The sequence below is a fragment of the Streptococcus sp. AM43-2AT genome, from assembly GCF_003603405.1.
Classification (GTDB): domain Bacteria; phylum Bacillota; class Bacilli; order Lactobacillales; family Streptococcaceae; genus Streptococcus; species Streptococcus ilei.
Window position 1 is genome coordinate 767368 of the sequence record NZ_QTND01000001.1, and the last position, 25416, is coordinate 792783.

The 25416-nt window shown below is 41.0% G+C and carries 24 protein-coding genes and 1 riboswitch; of the genes, 4 read left to right on the plus strand and 20 right to left on the minus strand.

Going from position 1 to position 25416, the window contains the following annotated elements; translation table 11 throughout:
• Positions 1-168 precede the first annotated feature (168 nt).
• The 6 genes from sodA to DW930_RS03790 all read right to left on the minus strand — a co-directional run bounded on the left by sodA (position 169) and on the right by DW930_RS03790 (position 6336).
• On the minus strand, positions 169-774 hold the full coding sequence (sodA, locus tag DW930_RS03765; protein WP_120702182.1) for a superoxide dismutase SodA: 606 nt from the start codon (positions 772-774) through the stop codon (positions 169-171).
• 71 nt (positions 775-845) lie between these two features.
• Positions 846-1883 (minus strand): DNA polymerase III subunit delta, encoded by a 1038-nt coding sequence (holA, locus tag DW930_RS03770; RefSeq protein ID WP_123159358.1) that lies wholly within the window; start codon positions 1881-1883, stop codon positions 846-848.
• Positions 1861-2526, minus strand: a complete 666-nt coding sequence (locus DW930_RS03775; protein WP_117744025.1) for a DUF805 domain-containing protein — start codon at positions 2524-2526, stop codon at positions 1861-1863. Before DW930_RS03775 ends, holA begins: the two co-directional genes overlap by 23 nt.
• Before the next feature lie 62 nt (positions 2527-2588).
• The gene (locus DW930_RS03780; RefSeq protein WP_123159359.1) at positions 2589-4829 is read right to left on the minus strand and encodes a DNA internalization-related competence protein ComEC/Rec2; all 2241 of its coding nucleotides are present in this window, start codon (positions 4827-4829) and stop codon (positions 2589-2591) included.
• Positions 4813-5490 (minus strand): helix-hairpin-helix domain-containing protein, encoded by a 678-nt coding sequence (locus DW930_RS03785; protein ID WP_023026596.1) that lies wholly within the window; start codon positions 5488-5490, stop codon positions 4813-4815. Before DW930_RS03785 ends, DW930_RS03780 begins: the two co-directional genes overlap by 17 nt.
• A 102-nt stretch (positions 5491-5592) precedes the next feature.
• On the minus strand, positions 5593-6336 hold the full coding sequence (locus DW930_RS03790) for a 1-acyl-sn-glycerol-3-phosphate acyltransferase (protein WP_023022671.1): 744 nt from the start codon (positions 6334-6336) through the stop codon (positions 5593-5595).
• Positions 6337-6473: 137 nt separating this feature from the next.
• On the opposite strand from DW930_RS03790, the gene DW930_RS03795 reads away from it, so the two are divergent.
• The 3 genes from DW930_RS03795 (at position 6474) to DW930_RS03805 (ending at position 9930) form a co-directional block, all read left to right on the plus strand.
• Positions 6474-8813: a cation-translocating P-type ATPase gene (locus tag DW930_RS03795; RefSeq protein ID WP_123159360.1), complete on the plus strand. Its 2340-nt coding sequence runs from the start codon at positions 6474-6476 to the stop codon at positions 8811-8813.
• 99 nt (positions 8814-8912) lie between these two features.
• Entirely contained in the window at positions 8913-9659 is a 747-nt protein-coding gene (locus DW930_RS03800; RefSeq protein WP_123159361.1) for a tRNA1(Val) (adenine(37)-N6)-methyltransferase, read from the plus strand.
• The gene (locus tag DW930_RS03805; RefSeq protein ID WP_023022665.1) at positions 9649-9930 is read left to right on the plus strand and encodes a GIY-YIG nuclease family protein; all 282 of its coding nucleotides are present in this window, start codon (positions 9649-9651) and stop codon (positions 9928-9930) included. The genes DW930_RS03800 and DW930_RS03805 overlap by 11 nt, the downstream gene beginning before the upstream one ends.
• A 216-nt stretch (positions 9931-10146) precedes the next feature.
• Here the strand turns inward: DW930_RS03805 and DW930_RS03810 are convergent, their stop codons facing one another.
• The 13 genes from DW930_RS03810 to DW930_RS03870 form a co-directional block, all read right to left on the minus strand.
• On the minus strand, positions 10147-10785 hold the full coding sequence (locus DW930_RS03810) for a GNAT family N-acetyltransferase (RefSeq protein ID WP_123159362.1): 639 nt from the start codon (positions 10783-10785) through the stop codon (positions 10147-10149).
• Positions 10786-11036: 251 nt separating this feature from the next.
• Complete coding sequence (gene lacD / locus DW930_RS03815; RefSeq protein WP_123159363.1) at positions 11037-12017, minus strand: tagatose-bisphosphate aldolase; 981 nt, start codon at positions 12015-12017, stop codon at positions 11037-11039.
• 1 nt (position 12018) lies between these two features.
• The gene (locus DW930_RS03820; protein ID WP_123159364.1) at positions 12019-12948 is read right to left on the minus strand and encodes a tagatose-6-phosphate kinase; all 930 of its coding nucleotides are present in this window, start codon (positions 12946-12948) and stop codon (positions 12019-12021) included.
• A gap of 11 nt (positions 12949-12959) precedes the next feature.
• Positions 12960-13475, minus strand: coding sequence for a galactose-6-phosphate isomerase subunit LacB (lacB, locus tag DW930_RS03825; RefSeq protein ID WP_023026585.1), 516 nt, complete (start codon positions 13473-13475; stop codon positions 12960-12962).
• A 16-nt stretch (positions 13476-13491) separates the two neighbouring features.
• Positions 13492-13917 carry a galactose-6-phosphate isomerase subunit LacA gene (gene lacA / locus DW930_RS03830; RefSeq protein ID WP_023026584.1) on the minus strand — a complete coding sequence of 142 codons (426 nt, stop codon included), beginning with the start codon at positions 13915-13917 and terminating at the stop codon, positions 13492-13494.
• Between the two features lie 69 nt (positions 13918-13986).
• Positions 13987-14871, minus strand: a complete 885-nt coding sequence (locus DW930_RS03835) for an aldose 1-epimerase family protein (RefSeq protein ID WP_123159365.1) — start codon at positions 14869-14871, stop codon at positions 13987-13989.
• Positions 14872-14974: 103 nt separating this feature from the next.
• The gene (locus DW930_RS03840) at positions 14975-16450 is read right to left on the minus strand and encodes a PTS galactitol transporter subunit IIC (RefSeq protein WP_048715587.1); all 1476 of its coding nucleotides are present in this window, start codon (positions 16448-16450) and stop codon (positions 14975-14977) included.
• Between the two features lie 96 nt (positions 16451-16546).
• Positions 16547-16852, minus strand: a complete 306-nt coding sequence (locus tag DW930_RS03845) for a PTS sugar transporter subunit IIB (RefSeq protein WP_006596935.1) — start codon at positions 16850-16852, stop codon at positions 16547-16549.
• Positions 16853-16891: 39 nt separating this feature from the next.
• Positions 16892-17368 carry a PTS sugar transporter subunit IIA gene (locus tag DW930_RS03850; RefSeq protein ID WP_123159366.1) on the minus strand — a complete coding sequence of 159 codons (477 nt, stop codon included), beginning with the start codon at positions 17366-17368 and terminating at the stop codon, positions 16892-16894.
• 207 nt (positions 17369-17575) lie between these two features.
• Positions 17576-18322, minus strand: a complete 747-nt coding sequence (locus DW930_RS03855; RefSeq protein WP_123159367.1) for a DeoR/GlpR family DNA-binding transcription regulator — start codon at positions 18320-18322, stop codon at positions 17576-17578.
• 325 nt (positions 18323-18647) lie between these two features.
• Complete coding sequence (locus tag DW930_RS03860; RefSeq protein WP_123159368.1) at positions 18648-20222, minus strand: DEAD/DEAH box helicase; 1575 nt, start codon at positions 20220-20222, stop codon at positions 18648-18650.
• A 701-nt stretch (positions 20223-20923) separates the two neighbouring features.
• Entirely contained in the window at positions 20924-21832 is a 909-nt protein-coding gene (locus tag DW930_RS03865) for a magnesium transporter CorA family protein (RefSeq protein WP_123159369.1), read from the minus strand.
• Between the two features lie 84 nt (positions 21833-21916).
• Positions 21917-22297 (minus strand): PH domain-containing protein, encoded by a 381-nt coding sequence (locus DW930_RS03870; RefSeq protein WP_006596927.1) that lies wholly within the window; start codon positions 22295-22297, stop codon positions 21917-21919.
• 101 nt (positions 22298-22398) lie between these two features.
• A riboswitch (TPP riboswitch) is annotated at positions 22399-22523 on the plus strand.
• 81 nt (positions 22524-22604) lie between these two features.
• Between DW930_RS03870 and thiT the strand changes: the two genes are divergently transcribed.
• On the plus strand, positions 22605-23180 hold the full coding sequence (gene thiT, locus DW930_RS03875; protein ID WP_123159370.1) for an energy-coupled thiamine transporter ThiT: 576 nt from the start codon (positions 22605-22607) through the stop codon (positions 23178-23180).
• Positions 23181-23760: 580 nt separating this feature from the next.
• Here thiT and DW930_RS03880 read toward each other — a convergent pair.
• Positions 23761-25305, minus strand: a complete 1545-nt coding sequence (locus DW930_RS03880; protein ID WP_123159371.1) for a peptide chain release factor 3 — start codon at positions 25303-25305, stop codon at positions 23761-23763.
• Between the last annotated feature and the right edge of the window lie 111 nt (positions 25306-25416).

Consider the following 25416-nt stretch of genomic DNA (forward strand, 5'->3'; position numbering starts at 1 on the left):
TCACATACTCCTCTAGTGTATCATTTTCAAGTATAAACGCAAGAAATATCCCTTCCAAAAATGGGAGATTCATTTGAATCTAATTCGACCAATTTGAAAAATAAAAAGCCTGAATCGAGAGGCACCATTAAGCTACCTTTTGATTCAAACTTTTTTTATTATGAAAGCTTATTTAGCTGCTGCGTAAAGCTCATCAACTTTGTTCCAGTTAATTACTGAGAAGAAAGCTTTGATGTAATCAGGACGTACATTGCGGTATTTCACGTAGTAGGCATGTTCCCAAACATCCAAGCCCAAGATTGGTTTCTTCCCTTCTGAGATTGGTGTATCTTGGTTTGCTGTTGAAGTCACTTCAAGCTTCCCTTCTTTGTTAACAACCAACCATGCCCATCCAGAACCGAAGCGTGTTGTAGCCGCTGCAGTAAAGGCTGCTTGGAATTCTTCAAATGAACCGAAAGCTGCATCGATTGCTGCTGCAAGTTCTGCTGAAGGAGCTGTTTTTTCAGGAGTCATCAATTCCCAGAAAAGAGCGTGGTTCAAGTGTCCACCACCGTTGTTGATAAGCGCTTGGCGGATATCAGCTGGGATAGATTCTACATCTGCAAGCAAAGCTTCAAGGTCTTCACCGATTTCAGGGTGTTTTTCAAGAGCTACATTAGCGTTATTTACATATGCTTGGTGGTGTTTGTCATGGTGCAAGTGCATTGTTTCAGCATCAATATATGGTTCTAATGCATCGTAAGCGTATGGAAGGTCTGGTAAAATAATTGCCATGGAAAATACCTCTTTTTCTTTATGTATATAAAAATGATAACGCAATCATCTAATTTATTCAACTATTCTGCTTACACCGATGGATTAGCCAGCTTTAGTAAAGCTAAATCAAATAAATAATCTTTCTCATAAGTTCCCGATTTCATTTGAAAATCGGTATCAATCAAAAGACAAATAGCCTGCTCCAAATAAGAAAGAGAAATTCCTCTACTATCCCTTAGGGCAAATTTGACTTGGTAGGGGTTCACTTTTCGGCCGGTCAGCTCTGATAGGTCTGAAACGATTTGGGATTCTGTCCGTCCCTCCTGCTTCAACAGTTTGACCTGTGTGTAGACGCGGAACTGACTCAACAAAATGGCCAAGAGTTTGATTTCATCTTCGCCTTGTAACCGCAGGTCCTTGACCAAACTACGAGCGGGATCAATTTGTTTCTTTAAGATCATCTGGATCAGATCAAACAGATTATCCTGTAGGGTCTTCGGAATAGCCTCTTCAATATCTGAGATGGTAATGCTCGAAGCTCCCTTGTACGTTTTAAGAAACTCCAAGTTTTTCTGAATCTCACTAAAATCAAAGCCAGATTTAATCAAAAGTTGTTCGAATGCTGGTGAATCAATCGCTAGCCCTAGTGACTTAATCTCTTCCGTGAAATGGGCACGCAACTCTTGTTCCTTTAATTCAGTTGCCTCCAGCACCTGGGCATCCCGTTTTAAAAGCTTGACAATCCTTCGTTTGCTATCCAGTTTTCCTTCCGCAAAAACAATTAAGCGAGTCGTTTCTAAAGGCGCCGATAAGTAACCTTCAAAGGACTGCAATTCATCATCCGTCAGGTATCTTTTTTTCGCGGTCGTCACATCGACAAAATGATCCAAAATCACTATTTTTTCATCTGCAAAAAATGGGAGGCTGACCAAGTCAAGCTCAACTTCTGAATAAGCTGTTTCCTTCATGTCAAAATAAGAATAGTTTAAATCAGATGAATCGTAGCCTACTTTCTTTAAAAGTTGCTCTTTCATCCACTCAAACTGACCAATGTCGTCCCCTGAAAGAACCAGGATAGGAGGAAGGTTCTTGGCACTAATTTTTTTAATTGTTTGTAAAGCCTGCATGTTCTGAAGGTACCTCATTCCACTCTCTAAAATGATACTGAGTCTGTTCCGATTCCATTTTCTTTTCTAGTGGCGCTTTCTCTAGTGGAGTTGGTGGAGCCGAAACAATCTGGGGAATAGCTGAAAAACTGTTGGGCTCCATCAAATGGAAAGGAATACTTGGCGAAGAGACCTCGGGACTCGTCGAAGCAAATCCTTGAGAAACAATTTGGTCCGGTTGTGCAAGTCTAGCAGTTGGAAGGATCAAGAGACAAGCCAAGCATAGCAAACCTGCAAGAGATAAGACTAGAAAAATCGAAATAGGAGATAAAAGGTAGATCAAGATAGGACCTAGAAATAGGAAAATCAAAGCCCAATGAAGACCTGCATCTCTTAAGCGCCGAACGACTACTGCTTGTTGAGGAACAAAAATAAGATAGAGATAGAGGAGAAAAAAGATGCTTAACCAATCCGAAACGTCCATCCCAATCAAAGGAATCACCTCTTCCTCTGATTTCGAATTTGAAAAGAACAAGACCAATTGGTAAATCCAAAAAGGACTTGTAAACAATAAGTGCCAGACTTGGCTTATCCAAAATTCTTTTCTATCTGATCTTCTAGAAAAATCAGCATATTGCATCCAGAACAACTGTAATGATTTCATACTTGTAACCTCATTTCCTTGACTTTATCATAGCAATTTTCAAGCTAGAAATCAAACAGCTTTTATCGAACGGTTTCAATCTTCCACTGATTCCATCCTCTAAAACGAATCGCTCCTTGCTGATCTGTCCGAAAAACCATCATCTGCAACTCTTTAAATCGCTCCAAGGTTTCCTGATGAGGATGCTGGTAACGATTTTTTTCTCCCGCAGATATCAAGGCAATTTTTGCTTGGATTTGCCTTAAGAAGGCTGGGTGAGAAGAGCCCTTAGAACCATGGTGGCCTGCTTTTAATACATCCACGCGTAGTTGAGGATAGCGGGCTAACAAGGTCTTTTCCCCCTCTTCTTCTAAATCTCCTGTAAAAAGGAAGGTCCAACCATAAAACCGGCCATAGAGAACAAGGGAATCGTTATTACTCCCATCTCCTACTTCTACCGGATAGAGAACTTCTGCACTCCCATCAAAGATTGACAGTTGATCACCAGCCTCCAGCGTCTTTACAGGTAGGTTTAACCGTTTGAGCAAACGGACAAAGGAGTCTTTTTTTAAGCTTCCCTTGGAAATGTTGATTTCCTTAATGCTAACCTTAGCCGCAAGGACTTCCAAATCTCCCATATGATCTGTGTCAGTATGCGTGAGAACCATATGGTCAATCTGGTCAATCCCTCTACTCTTGAGATAAGGAAGCAAGGTCCGTTCTGCATTGCTAGTAGACCTCCGATTCCTCCATGCTTCCTTTTGGCCAAAGTCCACTTTTCCACCTGTATCAATTAGGATCGTCTTCCCTCGCCAATCACGTAGCAAAATACTATCACCTTGGCCAATATCAATGATGGTAATCTCATTTTCTAAAGGATGCTTCACAATGGCGAATACGGAGCAGACTAAGAGTAGAAAAAGATATCTCCACTTCTTAACCTTTCGCATCTCATAGAGGCAAGCCAATAAGAATAACAGCAAGAGGAAGAAAGAAATACTTGGTTGTCCAAAAACCAAAGATTGACCGGTAAATCCCGCTATATACTCCATACTTTTTTCCATCCAGATGAAGAAAGGATTCCAGAAGGTCAATGGATAGAGAAATGAGAGGAGAAAAACCACACTCAGTCCTGGTAACAAAAGAACATCAAATAAGAGAGAAAAAACAAAGGTTAGAGGAAGAGACCAGGGCTGGTATTCTCCAAAGAAAAAAATCAAAAAAGGAAGAACACCTAGTGTTAACACCAGACTCTCCTTGACGACTTTTCGTATTCCTGACTTCTCCTCCTCGGAAGAGGTTAGCGTCAATATAAAAGCGTAGGCACAAGATAAGAGTCCTCCAGCAGTCAATAATGAAGAAGGCAGAAAAAGGAGCAACAAGAGGAGGGTCATCCCCATATTCTCCATTCCTTTGAGACCTTGCTGGGCTAGGAGCTTCTGTATAAGGCTTCGAACGACCGAAACCGAAAAGCCCGTCATCCCAGCATAAAGAAGCGAAAACGGATAGAGGAGGATTGCAACTTTTTCCTGCTCCAATCCCAAGCGAAGAAAGAATCGTCGAAAAGTATCTAAGAAGAAAGCGACCTGCATGCCCGACAAGGCGAACAGATGGATAATCCCCAAGTTCGAATACAGCTGACTCATTTCTTCGAACTCCACATCTAAAAAACCAAAAAGCAAGCCCGTCATATAGTGACTCATGGGTTGGGGGAAATGCTGGTGAACCCACACAAGAGCCTTCCGCCTCCAACTAGACAGGAGGCCTATTAAATCTCTAGGTTCAGCAGGTCTCTTTTCAAGGATCTGGCTGATTTTCAAAAGATGATAGATCCCTTGTGTTTTCAGATAAGCCTGGTAATCAAAGCCCATGAAATTTCGCTGTTTTGTCGGGGTCTCTAATTCTCCTTTTATTCTTAATTCTAGCCCATGATCCAAGTGTTTAAAATAGGCTTGTTCTTCTTTTGTCTGAAGCTGATAGAAAACCTGAAAAGTACGACTACCTGACTGAGCACGAAAGGATAAGGCATCTCCATTCACCTTGATGGTATCTGGTAAGAGCTGAATAACCCTTGGAACCTCTTGATCCCGCGCTTCCTGCTTACCATGTTCGATTCGAAAAGCAAAACAAAGTGTAGCAAACAAGAGAAGCCCTACTAGGATTAGAAATTGTTTGCCATTGTAGCGTCTACTAAACAAGATGAAGAAGGCCAGAAGGAAGATTGGAGCGAGCAAGTGACCTGTATACATCCAATAATAAAGAGCCAAGACGGGAAGAGTCAGATGAAATGGATGAATATTGATGCTTCTAATCCACTGTAACATGCTCTTTTAACTTTTCTAACATCTTTTGGCCAATCCCAGAAACATTTTTCAATTCATCAACAGATTGAAATTTTCCTTTTTCCTCTCGATAAGCAATGATATCCTGAGCTCGTTTTTGACCAATCCCAGAAATAGTCTGTAATTCTGCTTCTGTGGCTGTATTGAGATTAACCTTGCCATCCTTTTGCTGGTTTTCACCACCTGTGGTCCCAGCAGAAGCAGACGCTACAGGCGCCACTTCTTCTCCATTCTTAGCAACATAGACAATAGACTCATCCTCTAATTTTTGAGCCAAGTTGACAGATTGGCTATTGGCTTCGTCTGTCATCCCTCCTGCTTTTTGCACTGCATCATAGACCCGACTCCCCACCGGAAGCTCATAGACTCCCGCTTGTCTGACAGCCCCCTTCACATCCACCATGATTTTCTCATGCGAGGAGTCGGTCTTTTCCTCACTTCTCTCCTGAGAGCTCGAAGTAAAGCTTGAATCTCCCTTAGGAGAACTCTCTTGCTCCACCATTTCTAACTGAGAAATGACCGTTTCCGGTGCTTGTGGGGTTGGCTTAGGCCAAAAGAGAAACACTCCTCCCACCACTAGCCCCACAGCAACCAAGCCTAAAAACAGTTTATATTCCTTGATCTTCTCAATCCATGTCTCCATAAATACCCCTTTTATTTTTATTATTCGTAAAAAATCAAACAAATAAAAAAAAAATGTCAAAAATCACATGATTTTTGACATTCTTTTTATCTAGAGAGCTGTCTAGTCTTTCCGATGCTTATCTGGATCCCAAACGAAACTTGCGATATAACTAAACAAGAGGGTCAGTAAAGCGACAACCAAGACAAATGGCAACAATAAAAACTTCAAGAAACGGATGAGGATAAGAGGTTTCCGGTCATTGCGGAGTGCCTGAGATTCCGCATCTAAGCGATCAAACTCAGCCTGAATACGTCTTGCAACTTCTTCCACTCCCTCATCATTCATTTTTGCAATATCAGAGATATCAATAGGGTGCCCAAAGTTCATGTCAACCCGTTCACAGCTAGCTAGTCCTTTCAAGGTCATTGGACCAGTATAAGTTACAGGCATAATACGAACCTTGGCCATTTTGGCAATCACGGCAACTCCACCCTTCACATCCTGAGAATGGCGGCTTCCACTTGGAAACATAATCAAGGAACGCTTGCTTTTCTTGAGCATATTGACTGGATATTTGATAGCAGCTGCACCTGGATTTTCACGGTCAATTGGGAAGGCTCCACACATGCGAATCCACCAACCAAAAATTCGATTGGCAAAGAGCTCTTTCTTGGCCATAAAGATAAATTGCTTAGGCTTGGTAGCAAAGGCCATATAGACCGGATCCCACCAAGTCCGGTGAGGAGCGACAAGTATATAATTTTCTTCTTGACTTGGGATCAGTTCCTTATGATGATAATGAGCATTTCCATTCAGAACCCATAAAATAAAGGTCACTAACCCACGTAAATAGGTATAAAACATGCTTTCTCCTTTGATAATTCTCTTGTTTAACCATTATACCTTATCCTTTTGTTCCCCGCAAATCTTTTCAAAAAGTGTGTGACTCAACAAATTGACTACATCTAGTCTTTTTCTTAAAAAAATGATATCATGTTTCTATGGAAATGAATGAATTAAAGGGATTAACCTATGAAGAGGTCCGCAAAAAAATACAGCGTGGCCAAACCAACGAATTTAAAGCGAACACCAGTACCAGTACCTGGCAAATCATCAAGCGTAACGTCTTCACCTTGTTTAATGCTCTGAACTTTGTGATTGCTCTCGCTTTGGTTGCGGTACAAGCCTGGAGTAACCTGGTCTTTTTTGCAGTCATCTGCTTTAATGCCTTATCTGGAATTGCCACAGAGCTCCGTGCTAAACGGATGATTGATAAATTGAATTTGATGAGTAAGGAGCTCGTTACTGTCATCCGAGCAGGGGAAGAAGAAAGCATTGATCCTGAGGAAATTGTCCTTGGCGATGTGATTAAGCTTTCGGCAGGTGACCAAATTCCGAGTGACGCCATCGTTCAAATCGGGATTGCAGAAGCCAACGAAGCTATGCTGACAGGAGAAAGTGACTTGGTGCTCAAGGGAGAGGGAGATGAACTGCTATCCGGAAGCTTCTTGGTAAGTGGCCAAGTCTACGCTCGTGTCAATCGTGTGGGGGCCAATAACTATGCTAATAAATTGATGGTCGAGGCGAAAACTCTCAAACCCATCAATTCGCGCATTCTCTATAATCTCGCAAAAATCTCTAGTTTCACTGGTAAGATTATTATCCCATTTGGTATCGCCCTCTTCTGTGAAGCCTTTTTTATCAAGTTGCTTCCAATGAAAGATTCTGTGGTGACTTCTTCTACTGCCCTCCTGGGCATGTTGCCAAAAGGGATTGCCCTTCTGACAGTAACATCTCTCTTAACAGCCGTGATCAAATTAGGGATGCGCAAGGTCTTGGTTCAAGAGATGTATTCAGTCGAAACACTGGCTCGTGTGGATACTCTTTGTTTGGATAAGACGGGAACCATCACCCAAGGAAAAATGACCGTCAAAGGCATTCACTCCCTGTCTGAACACTTTTCTGAAGAAACCATCGAAGTCATTCTCGCTGCATATATGCAAAATTCTGAGGATAACAACCCGACTGCCCAAGCTATCCGTAAGGCATATGGGGAGCTAGAACATGCCTATACAGCAGAATCAATCATTCCATTTTCAAGCGATCGAAAATGGGGAGCTATGACCCTGTCTAACTTGGGAACGATTTATTTGGGTGCCCCAGAGATGCTTCTCAAAGAAAATCCTCCAGCAGTATTGGAAGCCCAAGCCCATGGATCACGGGTCTTGATTTTAGCTCGTAGTGTTGAAGTCATTGATATGCATGATTTGACTTTACCAAGTGATGTAGAAGCTATCGCTGTGATTGAAATCTTAGATCCAATCCGTGAAGGGGCTGCTGAAACCTTAGATTATCTTCGCTCACAAGATGTGGATTTAAAAATCATTTCAGGAGATAATCCTGTTACCGTTTCCTATATTGCCAAAGAAGCCGGTTTTGATAGCTACGATAATTATGTGGACTGTTCAAAAATCGATGATGCTGAGCTAGTTGATCTAGCGGAGAATACTGCTATTTTCGGTCGGGTATCTCCTCACCAAAAGAAACTCTTGATTCAAACCCTCAAGGCCTCTGGTCGTACCACTGCTATGACAGGAGATGGGGTCAATGATATCCTAGCCTTACGAGAAGCTGACTGCTCCATCGTGATGGCCGAAGGAGATCCTGCAACACGTCAAATTGCCAATCTGGTCTTGTTAAACTCAGACTTCAATGATGTTCCAGAAATTCTCTTTGAAGGTCGTCGGGTCGTTAATAATATTGGCCGAATCGCACCCATCTTCTTTATTAAGACCATTTACTCCTTCATCCTGGCCATTATCTGTATCGCAAGTGCCCTGTTCTTTGATGTGAACTACTTGTTGATTTTCCCATTTATTCCAATTCAGATTACGCTGATCGATCAGTTTGTCGAAGGATTCCCACCATTTGTCTTGACCTTTGAACGAAATATTAAGCCAGTGGAAAAACACTTCCTCAAACGTTCCTTGCATCTGGCCTTGCCAAATGCCTTGATGGTTGTCTTTAGTGTCCTGTTTGTTCGCTTATGGGGAGCTCATCATGGCTGGTCTAGCCAAGATATGTCTACCATCTCCTACTACTTATTAGGATCTATTGGTTTCTTGTCCGTTATTCGGGCTTGCTTACCACTCAATATCTGGCGCGGACTCTTAATCATCTTCTCTGTCTGTGGTTTCTACCTTTCTGCCTTTTACTTGAAAGGTCTGATTGAAATTGGAACATTGACAGCTGTGACCTTCCCAGTCTACCTTGCCTTGATGTCCCTCTTTACAGGGATCTTCATCTTGGCTACGATTTATCAAAAATATGAATTTGATTAAAAAACTCTTTGATAAGGATAGAACAAAAGTTCTATCTTTATTTTTTCGTTATCCCTTTCCTAGCTTTTCCCCGTCCTCTTTTCGTGCTATAATAGAGCCATGAACGATTTCGAATTAAAAGACGGTGAACGCATCAACCAATTATTTTCTAGTGATGTGAAAATTATTCAGAACAGAGAGGTTTTTAGCTATTCTATTGATAGTGTCCTCTTGTCGCGCTTTCCTAAACTGCCCAATCGCGGTCTGATTGTCGATCTTTGTGCCGGCAATGGTGCTGTCGGACTCTTTGCTAGCACGCGCACGAAAGCAACCATCGTTGGAGTAGAAATACAGGAAAGACTAGCGGATATGGCGGAACGTTCTATCCAATTAAACGGTCTGTCTGACCGTATGTCCATGATTACAGATGATCTAAAAAACTTGCCCCACCATTTCCCCGGTAGTAAGATTGACATTATCCTATGTAATCCTCCCTACTTTAAAGTGGACGAGCATTCCAATTTAAATGAAAGCCCTCATTATTTGCTAGCCCGCCACGAGATTACCACCAATCTGGACCAAATTTGTCAAGTGGCCCAACGGACCCTCAAATCCAATGGTCGACTCGTCATGGTGCATCGTCCGGATCGCTTCTTAGATATCATTGAAACCATGAAACGCTTCAATCTGGCTCCCAAACGGATTCAATTTGTCTATCCTAAGGTCCATAAAGATGCCAACATGCTCCTCATTGAGGCTATTAAAGATGGATCGCGGGATGGTCTAAAAATTCTTCCCCCATTGTTCATCCATGAGGAGGATGGAAGCTATACGCCGGAAATTCATGAGATTTATTATGGAAACTAAAGCCTATATGTATGTTGTCCAGTGTGCGGATGGAACCCTCTATACTGGCTACACGACCGATATCGAGCGCCGCATCAAAGCTCACAATGCAGGAAAAGGAGCTAAATATACACGCCCAAGACTTCCTGTAACCTTGATTTACCAGGAGTCTTTTCCTGACAAAAGGACGGCTATGTCTGCTGAAGCCCTGTTTAAACATAAGACAAGAGAAGAAAAGCTAACCTATATCAAGCAACATAAAAAGAAGCAAAATTCAAATGATAGGACCTGAATAACAAGTCTAAATGTAAGAAAAAGAGAGTGGGACAGAAATCGGTAATTCGTTAGAATTCGATTTCGTCGTCCCACCTCCGCACAGTTGAGTAGGGCTGTAAAAGCTGATGAAATCAGCCTAGTAGAGCCCACTCAACCACTGCGTCTTGCTCGACTATCCAAAGACAATTGAGAGGCTAGGACTTTTGTCCCAGCCTCCTTTTTTAAAAATAATCTAGGATTCGTCATCAAGGTTTTTTAAAAAAGCCCAATTCCCAACAGACTGCTTTCCATAGTCGAGAACCATAGAGTCTAATAGGACGAATTCATTCTTCTTATAGAAAAAGACATTTTGCTGAGTACTGGTGATCAAGCCTAGACGCTTACAACCTTTGGCCTTTACGTAAGGTTCAATCCCGTTTTGGAGGAAATGACTGCCAACACCTTGTCCCTGAACAGTTGGGCTCACAGCAAACATCATTAAATACCAGTCAAAGTTTCCGGACTTTTTCAAATGCTGTTCTGAACGTTCTACGAGATCTAGGTATTTCAGCAAATTTAATGGTGTGATATAACGGAATAACTTAAAAATCCCATTTAGTAGATAAGAGATCATTGAGAAATCTTTTTGTTGCAACAGCCCCACCGCTATGATTTCTCCGTCTCGTTCAGCAACTAAGCAAGTTTCCTCTTTGATGTACAGCTTGACTAATAAGGTATGCAATAGTTCAATAAAGGCCGGAAAGTATTCAGGCTTTTTTAAATCTTCTTTAATGACGGTTAAAAATGGATAATTCATAAAAGCATCAGCGCAGACTTTTCCAATTAGCTTGTACTCATCTAGCCTTGCTTCTCTATATACGATCCTTTCCATACGCCAACTCCTTCATTCTAATAAGTCCATTATACTGTAAAATACTCTTTTTTTCGATTGCAATATGAAATTATCACATAAATCCTTACAAATCAGAAGCCATTTGAATAGTGAATGAAAGCTTAATCAGATTTATGAACATTGGGAACCAATTTTTGATGAATGACGGAACTACTCCTGCATAGAAACAAAAAAATAGTCCTTCTAGATTTTTCTAGAAAGACTATTTGATACGTTAGGAACTAAGAAAATTAAATACGCTCTTTCCAAGAAGTTGCGACTTGGTCTAAGACTTGGTTGAGCTCTTCAATGTTGCGACGACCTTCTGTACGGAGCCATTCACGAGCTGCTGCTTCGCCATTCTTGATGTAGGCCTCTACAGATCCAGCCCAAGTTGCACGACCACAAAGGACTCCGTTAAAGTTCGCGCCTGCTTCATGCGCAAAGACGAGGGTTTCTTGGAAAAGTTTGGCAGAAACACCTGCACTCAAGTAGATGTATGGAAGGTTGGTTGCTTCTTCTTGTTCTTTAAAGAAGGCTGCCGCTTCTTCACGGCTATGAACGATTTCTCCATCGCCAAAGCCTTCAACGTATTTGACGTTGACTGGCACTTCTACCTTCAAGACATCGATGTTAAAGCGTGGGTCTGAGAAGACTTTCATAGCTTCGATGACCTTACGAGGTTTTACTTTCGCATATTCTACAGATCCGGCATCCGCGATTTTTTCATCATAAGCCAAGATTTCAAGGAAGAATGGAATTTCTTCTGCAGCACATTCTGAACCGATGCGTTCGATGTAGGCTTGTTTTTCTTGGTTAAGTTCTTCTGCACTATCCACATCATAGTAGAGCAAGAATTTCACTGCATCTGCACCCTGTTCTTTGATGCGTTTAGCTGACCAAAGGTTAAGGCAGTCTGGCAGACGCTTGGTGCTAGAAGTGTCGTAGCCAGTTTTTTCATAAGCCAACAAGAGACCTGCTTCTGCATCCAAGACCTTAGTAGCAGGAAGTCCATACTCAGGATCCAAGAGCATAGAAGATGCGAATGGTGTCAATTCTTCAGCCACCAAGACCTTCAATTCTTCCATTTGAGCCACTGTTGGTTCTGTATCTTGGTACTGAGCCATGAGGCGTTTCAAGGCACCACGTTGGTCAAAGGCCAAGGCTGAAATCACACCCTCTTTGGTGCTCAATTTTTCTAAATAGTTGCGTTTTTGTTCTGTTAATACCATCTTATACCTCTTTTACAATTATATTCTGATACAAATCATCGTAGTGGGCCATATTGACATGCCCTGTCATCTTTTCTTGGGCATTTAGCATCCCTAAGACCATAGCATGGGTCAAGAGGGCCGCGTCATCTTTTCCGCTACTGAGGGCAGCAGAGATCCCAGCCACGGTTGAATCTCCAGATCCCACTGGATTGACCACTTCTATTTTTGGAATATCGACCTTATAGAAGCTGTCCCCATGTTTGGCAAAGGCACCATCTCCACCTAAGGAGACGATAATCCATTCGATTCCTTCAAATAGCGAATCTTTGAGGACTACTTTCAAATCCTCAAAATCAGCAGAAACATCACGTCCCAATAGTTGAGAGAGTTCTTCGCGATTGGGTTTAATCACCGTTGGTTTGAATGGTGAGTGAAGGACCGCTTCTAAAGATTTGCCTGATGAATCAAGTACAACCTTGCGTCCTGCTTCTTTTGCAATCTCAATTAGGCTCGCATAATAGTCCACTGGTAGCCCTGTAGGAAGACTCCCCGAAATAGCAATCACATCCGCTGTCGGCATGAGGAGTTTGAAATGATGAAGGAATCCTAAAGCTTCCGTCCGGATAATTTCTGGACCCGCTTCTAAGATTTCTGTTTGATTTCCTTCATGCAAGATGGCGATACAGTTCCGCGTATCTCCCAGGATATCATAGAAGAAGGATTGGACATCTCGTGGAAGATGGGTCTTGATGAATTGACCATTGGTCCCCCCAACAAAACCTGTTGCTCCAACTGTTTCACCGCTCTCAGCTAGGACACGGGTGACATTTAACCCTTTCCCACCAGCCGTCTTAGAAACTTCCGACACACGATTCACAGTATCCAACTTTAATTCTTCCAAGGGATAAGAAATATCAATGGAAGGATTCAAGGTGACAGTTAAGATCATATCCTCACCTCTTAGTCGTGGTATTCACCACGATCCCATTTTTCAAGGAATTCTGTAAAGAAGTCTGCATCCTCTTGGTGATCATTATGGGTTTCCAAATGTTGAATCTTGGCAATCAATTTCTTGTTTTCTTCACTTGGTTTGTATTCTGCATGAATGAAAGCTTCAATGATATCACACATGAGCAACTCACCGGTTACTTTCCCACCAAAACCAATCACGTTGGCATTCAACTCTTCTTTGGCATAAAGAGCAGTTGTCATGTCGCGAACCAAGGCTGAACGGATTCCAGGAACCTTGTTAACAGCGTTGTTAATTCCAACACCAGTACCACAGATACATACTCCAAGATCTGCTTGACCACTAGCGACTGCTTCTCCGACTTTTTTCCCAAAAATTGGGTAGTGGGTACGTGCATGGTCATAGGTTCCGAAGTCAAGGACTTCATAACCTTTTGATTTCAAAAATTCAGAAACAGCCATTTTTTCATTTGTGACAATATGGTCACATCCAATTGCAATTTTCATTCGTTTACTCCTCCCCTTAGCACATCTTGTTGAGCATATCGACACGGATTTGGTGGCGACCGCCGTCATACTTACCGTTTACAAAACCTTTGGCGATATTTTTGGCCAATTGGTCACCCACGATTTGAGCACCCATGGTGATCATGCGAGAATTGTTGTGGCCACGAGTCATGTAGGCAGAACGCTCATCTGAAACTTCTGCCGCAACCATTCCTTTAATTTTAGTAGCGACCATGAATGGACCAGCACCATAGGCATCAATGACGATACCAAGATTGTCTTCTGCTTGTTTGACTTCCTTAGCGACAGCCAAAGTCACATCGACAAAGTCTTGCCCTTCTTCTGTCACATCCACTACTTGGAAACCTTCTGCTTCCAAATATTCTTTGACTACTTCTTTTAAGCGGATACCTGCTGCATCCGCACCAATAATAACTGACATATTATGCTCCTTCTTTTAATTCATTTTTCAATCAAATACAGAAACTTCTATATTCAACAACATTATTTTCTATAAAATTTCGATTTCAAAACTAAGTTCTGCTTCTTGACCTGCTGGCAAAAGTCGAACTTGCTTTTTATATTCCAAATAATCACTCTCTTCAAGGGAAGTGGATAAACCAGACCAAGGCTCTAAAGCGATAAAAGGTCCTTTATTTGGTGTTGTCCAGATAATCAAGTTTGAAAAATCTGGAAAATGAAGGCTTACTCCTTTTTCGTGCTTTTTAGAGCGGAGGATCACCCTTCTTGATTGTAAGCAATCTAAGGTGATGGCATCCTTTTGGAAGAGATCGTAATCGAGATTTAGGATTTTCTCTTGCTGTAAGAAAGGTGTCCGATCAAAGACGTTTAGCAAGCCTGTCTCTGGATAGGATTTAGGAATACTACAGGTCTCTTCTTGTTCGAATTCCAGGTAGTAATCTTCAAATCCTTCATCCGCCAGTAACGGACAGTTAAATCCTGGATGGCCACCAACGAAAAAGGGCATGACTCCTTCCTCACCAAGATGGTGAACCCGATAGGTTACTTGAATCTTCTTACCAAGTAATTGATAAGAAATTTCTAATCTGAAATGATAGGGATATTGCTGATACATTTCTTCCGTATCTTCTATCCCAAAAGTCACCCGATCTTCTGTTTGCTCTACCAGCTCAAAGTTTTTCTTGCGAACCAGCCCGTGGCGAGGGATCTTCCCAACACCTTGAGGGCGATACAAGGTCGTATCATTTCGAACCGAACCACAGATAGGAAAGAGAACTGGGGCTTGGCCACTCCAATACTGAGCATCACCCTGCCAAAGATATTCGATACCTTCCTGATCCTTGATAGAGGTCAGCTCACCACCTAACTCCTTGAAACAAACTTCCAGATCATTATTTTTTAAAGCTATCCTCATATTTCACTCCTTAGCATGTTATTTTAGAGAAAAAACTAGGCTACCCCTCCATGTCTGGAAAATTGATACCCTAGTTTTATCAAGTTACATATTTAGGAGCGGATTATTTTGCATTTGCTGCGTATTCTTCGTTACGTTTGATCATTTGTTTTCTGTACCATGCAAAGATTCCAACGTAGAATGCTAAGAAGGCAACAACACCAATAATCAATTTAATATCACCAGTTGTTGCATTACCGATTGTCCAACCAAGCAATTTTTCAACAGGTCCTTCAAGAGTTGAGTGAGTGATCAATTGAGCTTTGTCAACTCCTTCTGGAAAGGCTTTTACACTTTTCGCCAATTCAGTAGCGAATGGTGCGATAAGAGTACCTGAAAGAAGGAAGAGTGGCAACAAGAGTGTTCCAAACACGATCATACGGATCAATTTACCACGTGTTACAACCAACAAAGCTGGAGTCACACCCATAGCGATGATCCCTGCAAGTGGCAAGATACCATTTCCGACTTTAGAAAGAAGCACTGCTTCGATCAACATGATTGGTGCAAGTACGTTTGCACAAGCCCAGATTTCTGCACGACCAGCGATAAATGGCCAGTCCAAACCGATATTGAATTTACGTCCTTGAAGACGTTTAGTAGCAACGTTTGTAATACCTTGTGACAATGGTTCTACCGCTGCGATGAACCAAGAACCGATCAATGAGAACAATTCCAAGCAGACACCGGCAGTCAAACCAAGGCTGATCCAACCTTTAATAACCAATTCCCAAGTTTTAGCATCAGCTACATCAGCAACTGGATGTGGAGTACCCATGATACCGATGACGATACCAAGAAGGAAACCGATGAAGAATTTAGATCCCCAGAAACCAATTTTCTTGTTCAATTTAGCTGCGTCAAAGTCGTATTTGTCAAGACCTGGGAAGAATTTGTCAAAGATTTTATCCAAAACCATGATGATTGGGTTCATCATGTAGTTCATGTGAGTTGAAGTCATAGGTGATGAACTTGGTGCATTCAACAAATCGTCAAATGTTGGTTTCATCAAGTCTGAGTTGATGATTTTCATAATCCCTACAAGAACAACTGCAAGAGTGGCAACTAAGAGGGAAACTCCTGCGCTAACTCCATTTTTATCCGCATACCATTTAATCAAAAGACCTGTGATAGACAAGTGCCAGATATCAAAGATATCGACATCAAGTGTATCTGTTTTCTTCATTGCAAGCATGACAATGTTGACAACCAACATAACTAGCAAGAAGTAAAGTGTCCAGGCAGACCCCCAAGTGATGGTCGCAAGTGGTGCCCAACCAACGTCTGTGATATTCAATTGAATACCAGTGTTCTCAACGAATTTTGCAAGAGACGCTGAGAAAGCTCCATTCAACATACCGATGATTGCACCGATACCTGTAAGGGCGATGGCAAGTTTAATACCACCTTCAAGCGCTTTGGAGAATTTCACTCCAAACAAAAGTGCCAATAGAGTTAGGACGATCAACATGATGATCGGTGCACCCATATCTAGAATGGGTTTGAAAAACTTATTGGCAAAATCGATAATGCCATTCATAATAAATCCTCCCGATTTATATTTTTATATTTTACAAAATTAAGAATGTCAGCAATTCCAGGCATAGGAACCGCTTACAAAATACAGATAAACGAATTAGCTTAAACCGTGTTCTTTGATGGTTGCTTCGATATTGTCATATACCGGAGCGCTCATAGCTGGAATACGGAATAAGATTGGACCAGCTTCAACTACTGGAATACCAGGATCAAAGCCTAAATCTGTTGCAGCGATTGGTGTAAAGATATCATAACCTTTAATCAAATCTTCATTCACATCTTTTACCATTACCGCATCACATTGTACATCATATCCACGGTTTGAAAGCTCTTCTTCTAGAGCGCTTTTGATTTGGTGGCTTGAGTTAACCCCTGCACCACAGGCAGCTAAAATTTTAATCATTTGAATGACCTCCATTATAAATATTTTTTGTTGTTACTATTAAGCAATCGCTTCGGTGATATAGCGATATAAGTCTTCTTCATTTTCCAATTTCGACATGTTTTCAAGATTTCCGTTTGTTGTAAAGAAATCCATCAAATGCGCCAAAATGTTTGTTTGGCTGGAACTAGAATTGTTAATGATGAAGAATAAAAGCGAAACTTCTACTTCCTTATCAGGCGCGATCATATTGTGGAAAGTTACCGGATTTTTTAATCGAACGACTACAATATTCTCTGTCAGGTTATGGATGATATCCGTATGAGGAATAGCTACATTCGGAAGATCCTTCCCTAGAAATTCCATATCTAAACCAGTAGGGAACGATTTTTCTCTTTCTTTCAATGCAGCTCGATAAGAATCTGTCACAATCTGACGCTCTTCCAATAAAGTTGCAATCTGCTCAAACAATTCTTCTTGATCTGCAACATCTAGGCAAAAGACTAATTCTCGATTAAACAGTTGATTTAATCCCATCTTTTCACCCCTTCCACTTTTTACCTTTTTTAATTTATACGATAAGTATATCACTATATGAATACGCTGTCAATTACAATATGTAATTTTTTGTTCTTTTTTGTTTATTTTTTATAAATTTGTTTGTAGTTCATGCTATATGAGAAAAAAAGAAAAAGACCAGAACATGCTTAAGTTCTGGTCTTTTAGCTGTTTCTGTACGAAGCTTTACAAAATTTTTGTATAAGAATTGTATTTCTCACGCACCTTTTTAGAGATTGAATGATCCGAAATCACCGCATCTAAGTCATCTAAACGGTAAAAAGCATAGAAAGAATAGCTATCAAACTTAGTGTTATCTGCGACTACATACTTTTCAATGGCATTGTTGAGAATAATTTTATTGCCATTTCCTTCCTCTTCGTTTGCGGTCATTGCTGTATGACCATCAATCCCATTTACCCCGATAAAGGCTTTCGAAACTTTTATTTCCTTTAAGAGCTTATTGGCAAACTGTCCTACAAAGGTCTGTGTCTTGACCCTATAGCGTCCGCCAACTAAAATGATGTCACAATTGGGCTGGTCTTTTAATTTTTCAAAAATAGGCAAGGAATTAGTGACAATACTAACATGTTTCCCATCAAGATAATCGCCAATAAAATCTGTAGTAGTCCCTGCTCCAATAAAAATTGTATCGCCTTCATCAATCAAAGCCGCACATTTTTGAGCAATCTCCCTTTTCTCTTCCACGTTCAACATGTTCTTTTCTGTATGGGAGACTTCTGTTAGACTATCCTTGATTTTTCGATGGGCCCCTCCATGTACACGTACCAACAAGCCTTGTTCTTCTAAGTCCATCAAATCCCGGCGAATTGTCATATCGGTTACACCCAAGAGATCGCTTAGATCCTTAACAGAGACCACTTCATTTTTATCCAACTCTTGTAAGATTGCTACATGTCTACTCTCTTTCATATGATGTCCTACTTTCCTGATTATGCTTTCATTATACTATAAAAGTGAACAATTTCAATAAGAAACAAACATTTCACTCTAATTTTTCTATATTAACCACTTATTTTGTTGATCGTTTTTGTGTAATGATCATTTTTTTGTTCTTTTTTTAAAAAAAAGTAGATTTTTTTTAGCAAACCTGTTGACAGAGCTAAATAAAAGTTGTATTCTTAATATGTTAACAGAATTGATAGCGCTACCACATTGTGATAGCAAACGTTTTGTTTACGAATTTCGGTCTCCTTATAAATATACAAGGGTAAACGTCTGTTTACCCTTGTATTTTTTATTTATCTCCTTTGTTCCGAATCACAAAGCCTGTTTTCTTCTCACTTGAAGTATTGCGTGGTTTTCTATTGTCCTTACGGTAACGCTTCTCTTTATCAAAACGATCCTTTGAGCGTCCACCTTTACGATAATCATCACGACGACCATTGCTACGGCGATCACGATCTCGACGGTCATCCCCACGACGGCCACCGCGACCAGACTTGCCTTTTCCGCCAAATCCACCACCAGATGGTTTAAATGGCAATGGTTTTTCACGCGCAATTTCAACTTCTGGAAGACTATCTGGATCCTGAACTGTCAAGCTAAGGATGTACATAGCCAATTCTTCTGGGCTGAATACTGAGGCCAATTGACGAGCATCCTTGCCAAACTTCTCAAAGTTGCTACGAATCTCCTCATTAGCAAAATCACGTTCAATTTTCTTAAGAGCTACTTGCTTCTTAGCTTGGAAGGCTTCTTCTGCACTTGCTGGCTTGAGGCCTTTCATGCGTTTCTTAGTCAAGTTCTCAATGATTTGGAGATAACCCATTTCATTAGGTGAAACGAAGGTAATTGACTGACCTGACTTACCTGCACGCCCTGTACGACCAATCCGGTGAACATAACTCTCAGGGTCTTGAGGAATATCATAGTTATAGACATGGGTCACACCTGAGATATCCAAACCACGAGCAGCAACGTCTGTTGCAACGAGGACATCGAGGTTGCCATTTTTAAAATCACGAAGGACACGAAGACGTTTGTTTTGGTCCAAATCTCCATGAATCCCTTCTGCACGGAAACCACGGATTTTCAGCCCACGAGTTAACTCGTCTACACGACGTTTGGTACGACCAAAAACGATTGACAACTCAGGTTGATCAACATCCATAAGACGTGTCATGGTGTCAAATTTTTCTTGTTCTTTAACTCGGATATAATATTGGTCAACCAATTCTGTTGTCAATTCCTTAGCAGCAATCTTGACATGCTCAGGTTCTTTCATGAACTGAACACCGATACGTTTGATGGCATCAGGCATGGTTGCTGAAAAGAGTAGAGTTTGACGATTTTCTGGGACACGTGAGATGATGGCTTCGATGTCTTCCAGGAATCCCATATTAAGCATTTCGTCTGCTTCATCAAGGATGAGAGTTTCAATATCTTGTAATTTCAAGGCCTTGCGTTTGATCAAGTCTAGAAGACGACCTGGTGTTCCTACAACGATGTGAGCCCCTGATTTAAGAGCTTTGATTTGTTTTTCAATACTTGAACCACCGTATACTGAACGGACTTTCACACCCTTACTACGACCAAAGCGGAAGAGTTCTTCCTGGCTTTGAACAGCCAGTTCACGAGTTGGGGCGATGACCAAAGCTTGGATAGTTGCTTCTTCTGTACGAATTTTTTCAAGGGTTGGCAAGCCAAAGGCTGCTGTTTTCCCTGTACCAGTCTGTGCTTGACCGATTACATCTTTACCTTCAAGAGCCAAAGGAATGGTTTGCTCTTGGATAGGACTTGCTTCTACAAATCCTGCTTTTTCAATTTCTGCTAACAAATCAGCAGAAAGATTAAATTCATTAAATTTCACGTTATTCTTCTTTCTAAAGATGGTGCGAAGCCATCCTATAGCGCTTAGTTTATACTTTTCTTGTCATGACGTACTTTCAACTTTTATGAAAGATCGTGTTGCTTCTTTTCCACGAAAGAAAAGTACTGCTTTCTTTGCAACTTATCTAGTATACCACAGACCTGGGTTAAAAGATAGTAAAACGAAACAGATTAAAAGTTTTTTTATTGCGTAACCCCTTTCAAAAAAGTTCTTTCCATCTTTGATTTATTAGTATGCCTCCTTTTTCATTTCCTTTTTAATTTGCAATAATATAAAAGACTGTGAAGTCTCTTCTTTACTTTGAACCATCTCAAAAAAACAGCCTTATAATAGGCTTTCTAAAATTTTTTCTCACAAAAAATCCACTTTTATTTTTGGATTGTCTTCTTGATTTTTAAAATAAAAGTATGTATAATGAATTTAGTATTTAGGATATTTCAGAATGATTAAAATGCTTCGTTCATTTAACTGATTCAATGATTCTATCCAATTATAAATTGTTTATAATCCACTCAGTACTTTTAAATCTACTCCTACTATTTCCAAGAAGATTATGTACAGTCGATCACTTGTATCAAAACTGCCTCTTCTTCTTAGGGGAGGCAGAGTTAAAAATGAAGGATTTTCTGAAATAGCCAAGATACGAAAGAGGTAAGGAATTTCTTCCCTACCTCTCTTTTTTATCGTTTATGGGCAATCCAGCGCAAAATACGCGACAAGATGATCCAGAGTACAAAGCTTGCAATGGAGATATACAGCCATGCATTAGGATCGTTAGTAAACGGCAATGGAACGTTCATTCCAAAGAAACCAGTGACAACTGCTAAGACCGCTAACAGAGCTTCTAAGATGGTCAAGGTGGTCAAATTGTCATTCAGATTGTTATTTAGGATGTTATTGTAGGAGCTAGATAGCTGTTGCAAGACTTGACTGTTCAACTCCGTCATATATACCAACTGTCTGGCCTCGATCATGGCATCATCAAACTGTTCTTTTTCAACATCATCAAATTGGCGGTAGATGAGGTGAGCCTTGATATGTTCCAAGAGCATGCGATTTTGCTTGGCAGCGGATGCCAGATAGACCATACCTGTTTCAACGTCAGAAAGAGCATAAAGGTTCTTACTAGTTGTCGTTTTTCGTAAGAGACGAGTGATTTCATCCTTGTGCTTATCTAGACGCTCAATAATCGGATAATAAGCATTACTAATCATCTCAAGCCCTGCAAATAAAAGCTTAAAGGTCGATAAACTCTCGTGATTATCGACATAGCGTTCCATTTGTGCAATAATATAGGCGTTGTCTCGGTTACTAATAGTCACAAGACGTGGCCCCTGGACAATGAAGGTCATCGGAATGGTTTCATAATATTCCTTTTCCTTTTCCATGTCCAAGACATTATAGATAAAGGTTACGGTCCCATTCTCACGGTTGTAATCCATATGGGCACGTTCATTTTTATCCAATGCATATTCAATGGTTTCTTGATCAATACCATACTTTTGGTACAACTGGGAGGTTTCCGCAATCAAGTCAGAATCAATATTAATCCAACTCCGGCCATCTCCTAACTTTTTTTCAACGAACATTTCGTTTCCTCTTTACCTTATCTGCCAGTGCTCCTACCGATCATCCGGAATCGCTAGATGAAGACTGTTTAAATTTATTTTTTATCAACGCAAAACAGCTGCTGCCAAGGCCTGCTGGATTTCGATGACACTATTATCGCTCTTAAATTGAAGTGTTTCTGATGGTTCTACAGCTGATGAAACCCAAATTTTTAATTCAGCATCCAAATCAAAATGACCAGATGTTTCTACTGAAAAACGCGAAATAGAACGATAAGGAAGGGATTTATATGATGTCTTCTTCCCTGTCATTCCTTGCTTGTCCACCAAAATCAGACGGTACTCAGTAAAGACAATCAAGTCACGAATCAAACTAAAAGCCAGAGTTACCTGCTCACCTGGAACTAGGATATCCCCTAAATCTTTTTCAACCTTATCGACGTCTTTTTGAGAAGCATTGCCCATCAAACCTGCAAAAATACCCATGATTATTTCCTCCACAACTTGTGCATTTTCTATCTTAATAACTATACCATATTTTTTGCGAGTTAAAAAGTTGCGGGAACGTTTTTTTGATAGTATAATGAAAGAGTCACAAGAGGAGCAGCTGCTGAGATTGGCTAGATGGAATACCCAAAGTGTTCGTTACTGGCCTAAACTCTTACCACCTGATCAGGTTAGGACCTGCGTAGGGATGTGTCTCAAAACAGAATGAAATAGAGAACTTCTATGACGTCGTTTTGGTGTGGCAACAAATGAGCCAATCAAAACGATTGGTATAGGAGGTTTTTTTATGTCGAAAACTACGGTTCGACCAATGATTGAGGTTGCTCTTTTAGCGACCATTGCTTATATTTTGGATTTGGTTACTCAACCGATGTCCTTAGGTCCTTGGATTTCTCTATCTTTTAAGATGGTTCCCATCTTTCTCCTCAGTTTCCGCTGGGGCGTGAAGGCTGGTGCCATGGGTGGATTCATCTGGGGTTTGCTGCAAGTCGTAACTGGGGAAGCAGCTGGTGGTTGGTTGACTCCAATCCAAGGTTTCTTAGAATACTTTGTAGCCTTCAGCTTGATTGGACTGAGTGGAATTGTCAAACCTACGCTTGACAAGGCTATCAGAGATAAGAAACGACTACAGACGCTTACTTATATCACAGTCGGAGTCATCTTGGGTGGTTTTGCACGTTACACAATTCACTATATTGCAGGTGTCATCTTCTGGGGAAGCTATGCTCCAGCTGGCCAAAGTGCCTACCTGTACTCACTGATTGTGAATAGCTCGTCCTTCTTAGGCGAGACCATTGCCAGCCTAATTGTCTTCTTTATCTTACAAGAATTTTTGGGAAGACTCCTCATTACAGAACAATAAAAAGCCAGCTCACTTGAGCTGGTTTTTTATTAAAGAAAAAATATTCTTAGAAACTTTCCTTAAGTGAGTACGGACGTCAGCGAACTTCTACGAAGTTCCATGACTTAGTTTTGAACCTAAGGTTTCAAAACTCCCGAGTGCTTGAAACAACATTGTTTCAAGCATTTTTCTCACAGCGGAAAGTTTCAGTACTGGCTTTAATGACTATAAAAATATGGAATTATTTTTATTTATTGAAAAATCACTTGATTTTTTATGTAAAATGGAAGTTTGTCTTCATCCCAAAACCAGCTCAAGTGAGCTGTTTTTTCAATTTATATATTTTATTCGCCAAACGTAGTTAGTAAGGCAGTTAGCTAGTTCGCTTCCTTTCTGTTACGACGGAAAAATCCACGAATCGATATCATTCGTGGACTTTTCCTAGTGAAGTGTTTAGGTAAAGCAATTTTTACACTACGACACGAAGTTTGGCAAATCGATTCCATTTGCCAAACGTAGTTAGTGAGGCAGTTAGCTAGTTCGCCAAATAGCGACTAGCGTTCAACAATTAGGAACTTTAGTTCCAATTGTTGGTACTGAGTTACATTTTTTCTTCCAACTCCACGTCTGGATACTTGTCTGCAAACCAACGGAGAGCAAAGTCGTTTTCAAAGAGGAAAACAGGTTGGTCAAAGCGGTCTTTGGCCAGGATGTTTCGGCTTGAAGACATGCGTTCATCTAGATCTTCTGGTTTGATCCAGCGAACGGTCTTTTTACCCATTGGGCTCATGACCACTTCGGCATTGTACTCATTTTCCATCCGGTGTTTGAAGACTTCAAACTGCAATTGACCAACAGCTCCCAGCATGTATTCGCCTGTTTGGTAGTTGGTATAGAGCTGGATGGCTCCTTCTTGCACCAATTGCTCAATCCCTTTGTGGAAGGATTTTTGCTTCATGACATTCTTGGCAGATACCTTCATGAAGATTTCAGGGGTAAAGGTTGGCAGTGGTTCAAATTCGAACTTGTTTTTTCCAACAGTCAGCGTATCCCCAACCTGATACGTACCGGTATCGTAAACCCCAATGATGTCTCCTGCTACGGCATTGGTGACATTCTCACGGCTTTCTGCCATAAACTGGGTTACATTAGATAGCTTAGCACTCTTACCAGTACGAGGCAGATTGACACTCATCCCCCGCTCAAATTCGCCAGACACGATCCGAACAAAAGCAATCCGGTCTCGGTGACGAGGGTCCATATTGGCTTGGATTTTAAAGACAAATCCTGAAAAGTCCTTGTCATAAGGATCGACAATTTCTCCATCTGTCTTCTTGTGTCCGTGTGGCTCTGGAGCAAACTTGAGGAAGGTTTCCAAGAAAGTCTGCACACCAAAGTTGGTAAGAGCGGAACCGAAGAAGACAGGAGTTAATTCACCTGCTAAAATTGCTTCTTCTGAAAATTCATTTCCTGCTTCTTGCAAAAGTTCGATATCATCTTTTACTTGTTCGTAGAATGGGTTGTTGGCAAAGAGTTTGTCCCCATCTTCTAGACTGGCAAAGCGTTCATCCCCTTTGTAAAGTTCCAAACGTTGGTTATAGAGGTCATAGAGTCCTTCAAAGGCTTTCCCCATCCCGATTGGCCAATTCATCGGGTAACTAGCGATGCCCAATACTTCTTCCAATTCTTGTAAGAGATCTAGTGGTTCACGACCATCACGGTCCAGTTTATTCATAAAAGTGAAGACTGGAATCCCACGGTGTTTGACAACCTCAAACAATTTCTTAGTTTGGGCCTCAATCCCCTTGGCAGAGTCCACTACCATGACCGCAGCATCCACCGCCATCAGGGTCCGATAAGTATCTTCTGAAAAGTCCTCGTGCCCTGGGGTATCAAGGATGTTGACCCGTTTTCCATCATAGTCAAACTGCATGACAGATGAGGTTACTGAAATCCCACGTTGCTTCTCGATATCCATCCAGTCAGACTTGGCAAAGTTTCCTGTTTTCTTTCCTTTAACAGTACCAGCTTCCCGAATCTCTCCCCCAAAGTAGAGCAACTGCTCAGTAATGGTTGTCTTCCCCGCGTCCGGGTGAGAGATAATGGCAAAGGTACGGCGTTTTTTAATTTCGTCAGTTATTGTCATTCTTTCTTCCTCAGTTATTTTTTTAAAAGCATATTTTTTAGTAAGCAGGATCCTTCTACATTGGTTCTCTCCTTTTACCTTAACTAACCTATTATAGCGGAAATAGAGCCT

Excerpts from the sequence above, each read along its gene's own strand:
- DW930_RS03800 (WP_123159361.1), top strand. The coding sequence starts at position 8,913 with ATGAACGATTTCGAATTAAAAGACGGTGAACGCATCAACCAATTATTT.
- thiT (WP_123159370.1), top strand. The coding sequence starts at position 22,605 with ATGTCGAAAACTACGGTTCGACCAATGATTGAGGTTGCTCTTTTAGCG.
- DW930_RS03790 (WP_023022671.1), bottom strand. The coding sequence starts at position 6,336 with ATGTTTTATACCTATTTACGTGGGTTAGTGACCTTTATTTTATGGGTT.
- sodA (WP_120702182.1), bottom strand. The coding sequence starts at position 774 with ATGGCAATTATTTTACCAGACCTTCCATACGCTTACGATGCATTAGAA.
- DW930_RS03780 (WP_123159359.1), bottom strand. The coding sequence starts at position 4,829 with ATGTTACAGTGGATTAGAAGCATCAATATTCATCCATTTCATCTGACT.
- holA (WP_123159358.1), bottom strand. The coding sequence starts at position 1,883 with ATGCAGGCTTTACAAACAATTAAAAAAATTAGTGCCAAGAACCTTCCT.
- DW930_RS03880 (WP_123159371.1), bottom strand. The coding sequence starts at position 25,305 with ATGACAATAACTGACGAAATTAAAAAACGCCGTACCTTTGCCATTATC.
- DW930_RS03840 (WP_048715587.1), bottom strand. The coding sequence starts at position 16,450 with ATGAATGGCATTATCGATTTTGCCAATAAGTTTTTCAAACCCATTCTA.
- DW930_RS03805 (WP_023022665.1), top strand. The coding sequence starts at position 9,649 with ATGGAAACTAAAGCCTATATGTATGTTGTCCAGTGTGCGGATGGAACC.
- lacB (WP_023026585.1), bottom strand. The coding sequence starts at position 13,475 with ATGAAAATTGCAATTGGATGTGACCATATTGTCACAAATGAAAAAATG.
- DW930_RS03820 (WP_123159364.1), bottom strand. The coding sequence starts at position 12,948 with ATGATCTTAACTGTCACCTTGAATCCTTCCATTGATATTTCTTATCCC.
- DW930_RS03855 (WP_123159367.1), bottom strand. The coding sequence starts at position 18,322 with ATGAAAGAGAGTAGACATGTAGCAATCTTACAAGAGTTGGATAAAAAT.
- DW930_RS03775 (WP_117744025.1), bottom strand. The coding sequence starts at position 2,526 with ATGAAATCATTACAGTTGTTCTGGATGCAATATGCTGATTTTTCTAGA.
- DW930_RS03845 (WP_006596935.1), bottom strand. The coding sequence starts at position 16,852 with ATGATTAAAATTTTAGCTGCCTGTGGTGCAGGGGTTAACTCAAGCCAC.
- lacD (WP_123159363.1), bottom strand. The coding sequence starts at position 12,017 with ATGGTATTAACAGAACAAAAACGCAACTATTTAGAAAAATTGAGCACC.
- DW930_RS03810 (WP_123159362.1), bottom strand. The coding sequence starts at position 10,785 with ATGGAAAGGATCGTATATAGAGAAGCAAGGCTAGATGAGTACAAGCTA.
- lacA (WP_023026584.1), bottom strand. The coding sequence starts at position 13,917 with ATGTCAGTTATTATTGGTGCGGATGCAGCAGGTATCCGCTTAAAAGAA.
- DW930_RS03795 (WP_123159360.1), top strand. The coding sequence starts at position 6,474 with ATGGAAATGAATGAATTAAAGGGATTAACCTATGAAGAGGTCCGCAAA.
- DW930_RS03865 (WP_123159369.1), bottom strand. The coding sequence starts at position 21,832 with ATGTTCGTTGAAAAAAAGTTAGGAGATGGCCGGAGTTGGATTAATATT.
- DW930_RS03850 (WP_123159366.1), bottom strand. The coding sequence starts at position 17,368 with ATGGGATTAAATCAACTGTTTAATCGAGAATTAGTCTTTTGCCTAGAT.
- DW930_RS03835 (WP_123159365.1), bottom strand. The coding sequence starts at position 14,871 with ATGAGGATAGCTTTAAAAAATAATGATCTGGAAGTTTGTTTCAAGGAG.
- DW930_RS03785 (WP_023026596.1), bottom strand. The coding sequence starts at position 5,490 with ATGGAGACATGGATTGAGAAGATCAAGGAATATAAACTGTTTTTAGGC.
- DW930_RS03870 (WP_006596927.1), bottom strand. The coding sequence starts at position 22,297 with ATGGGTATTTTTGCAGGTTTGATGGGCAATGCTTCTCAAAAAGACGTC.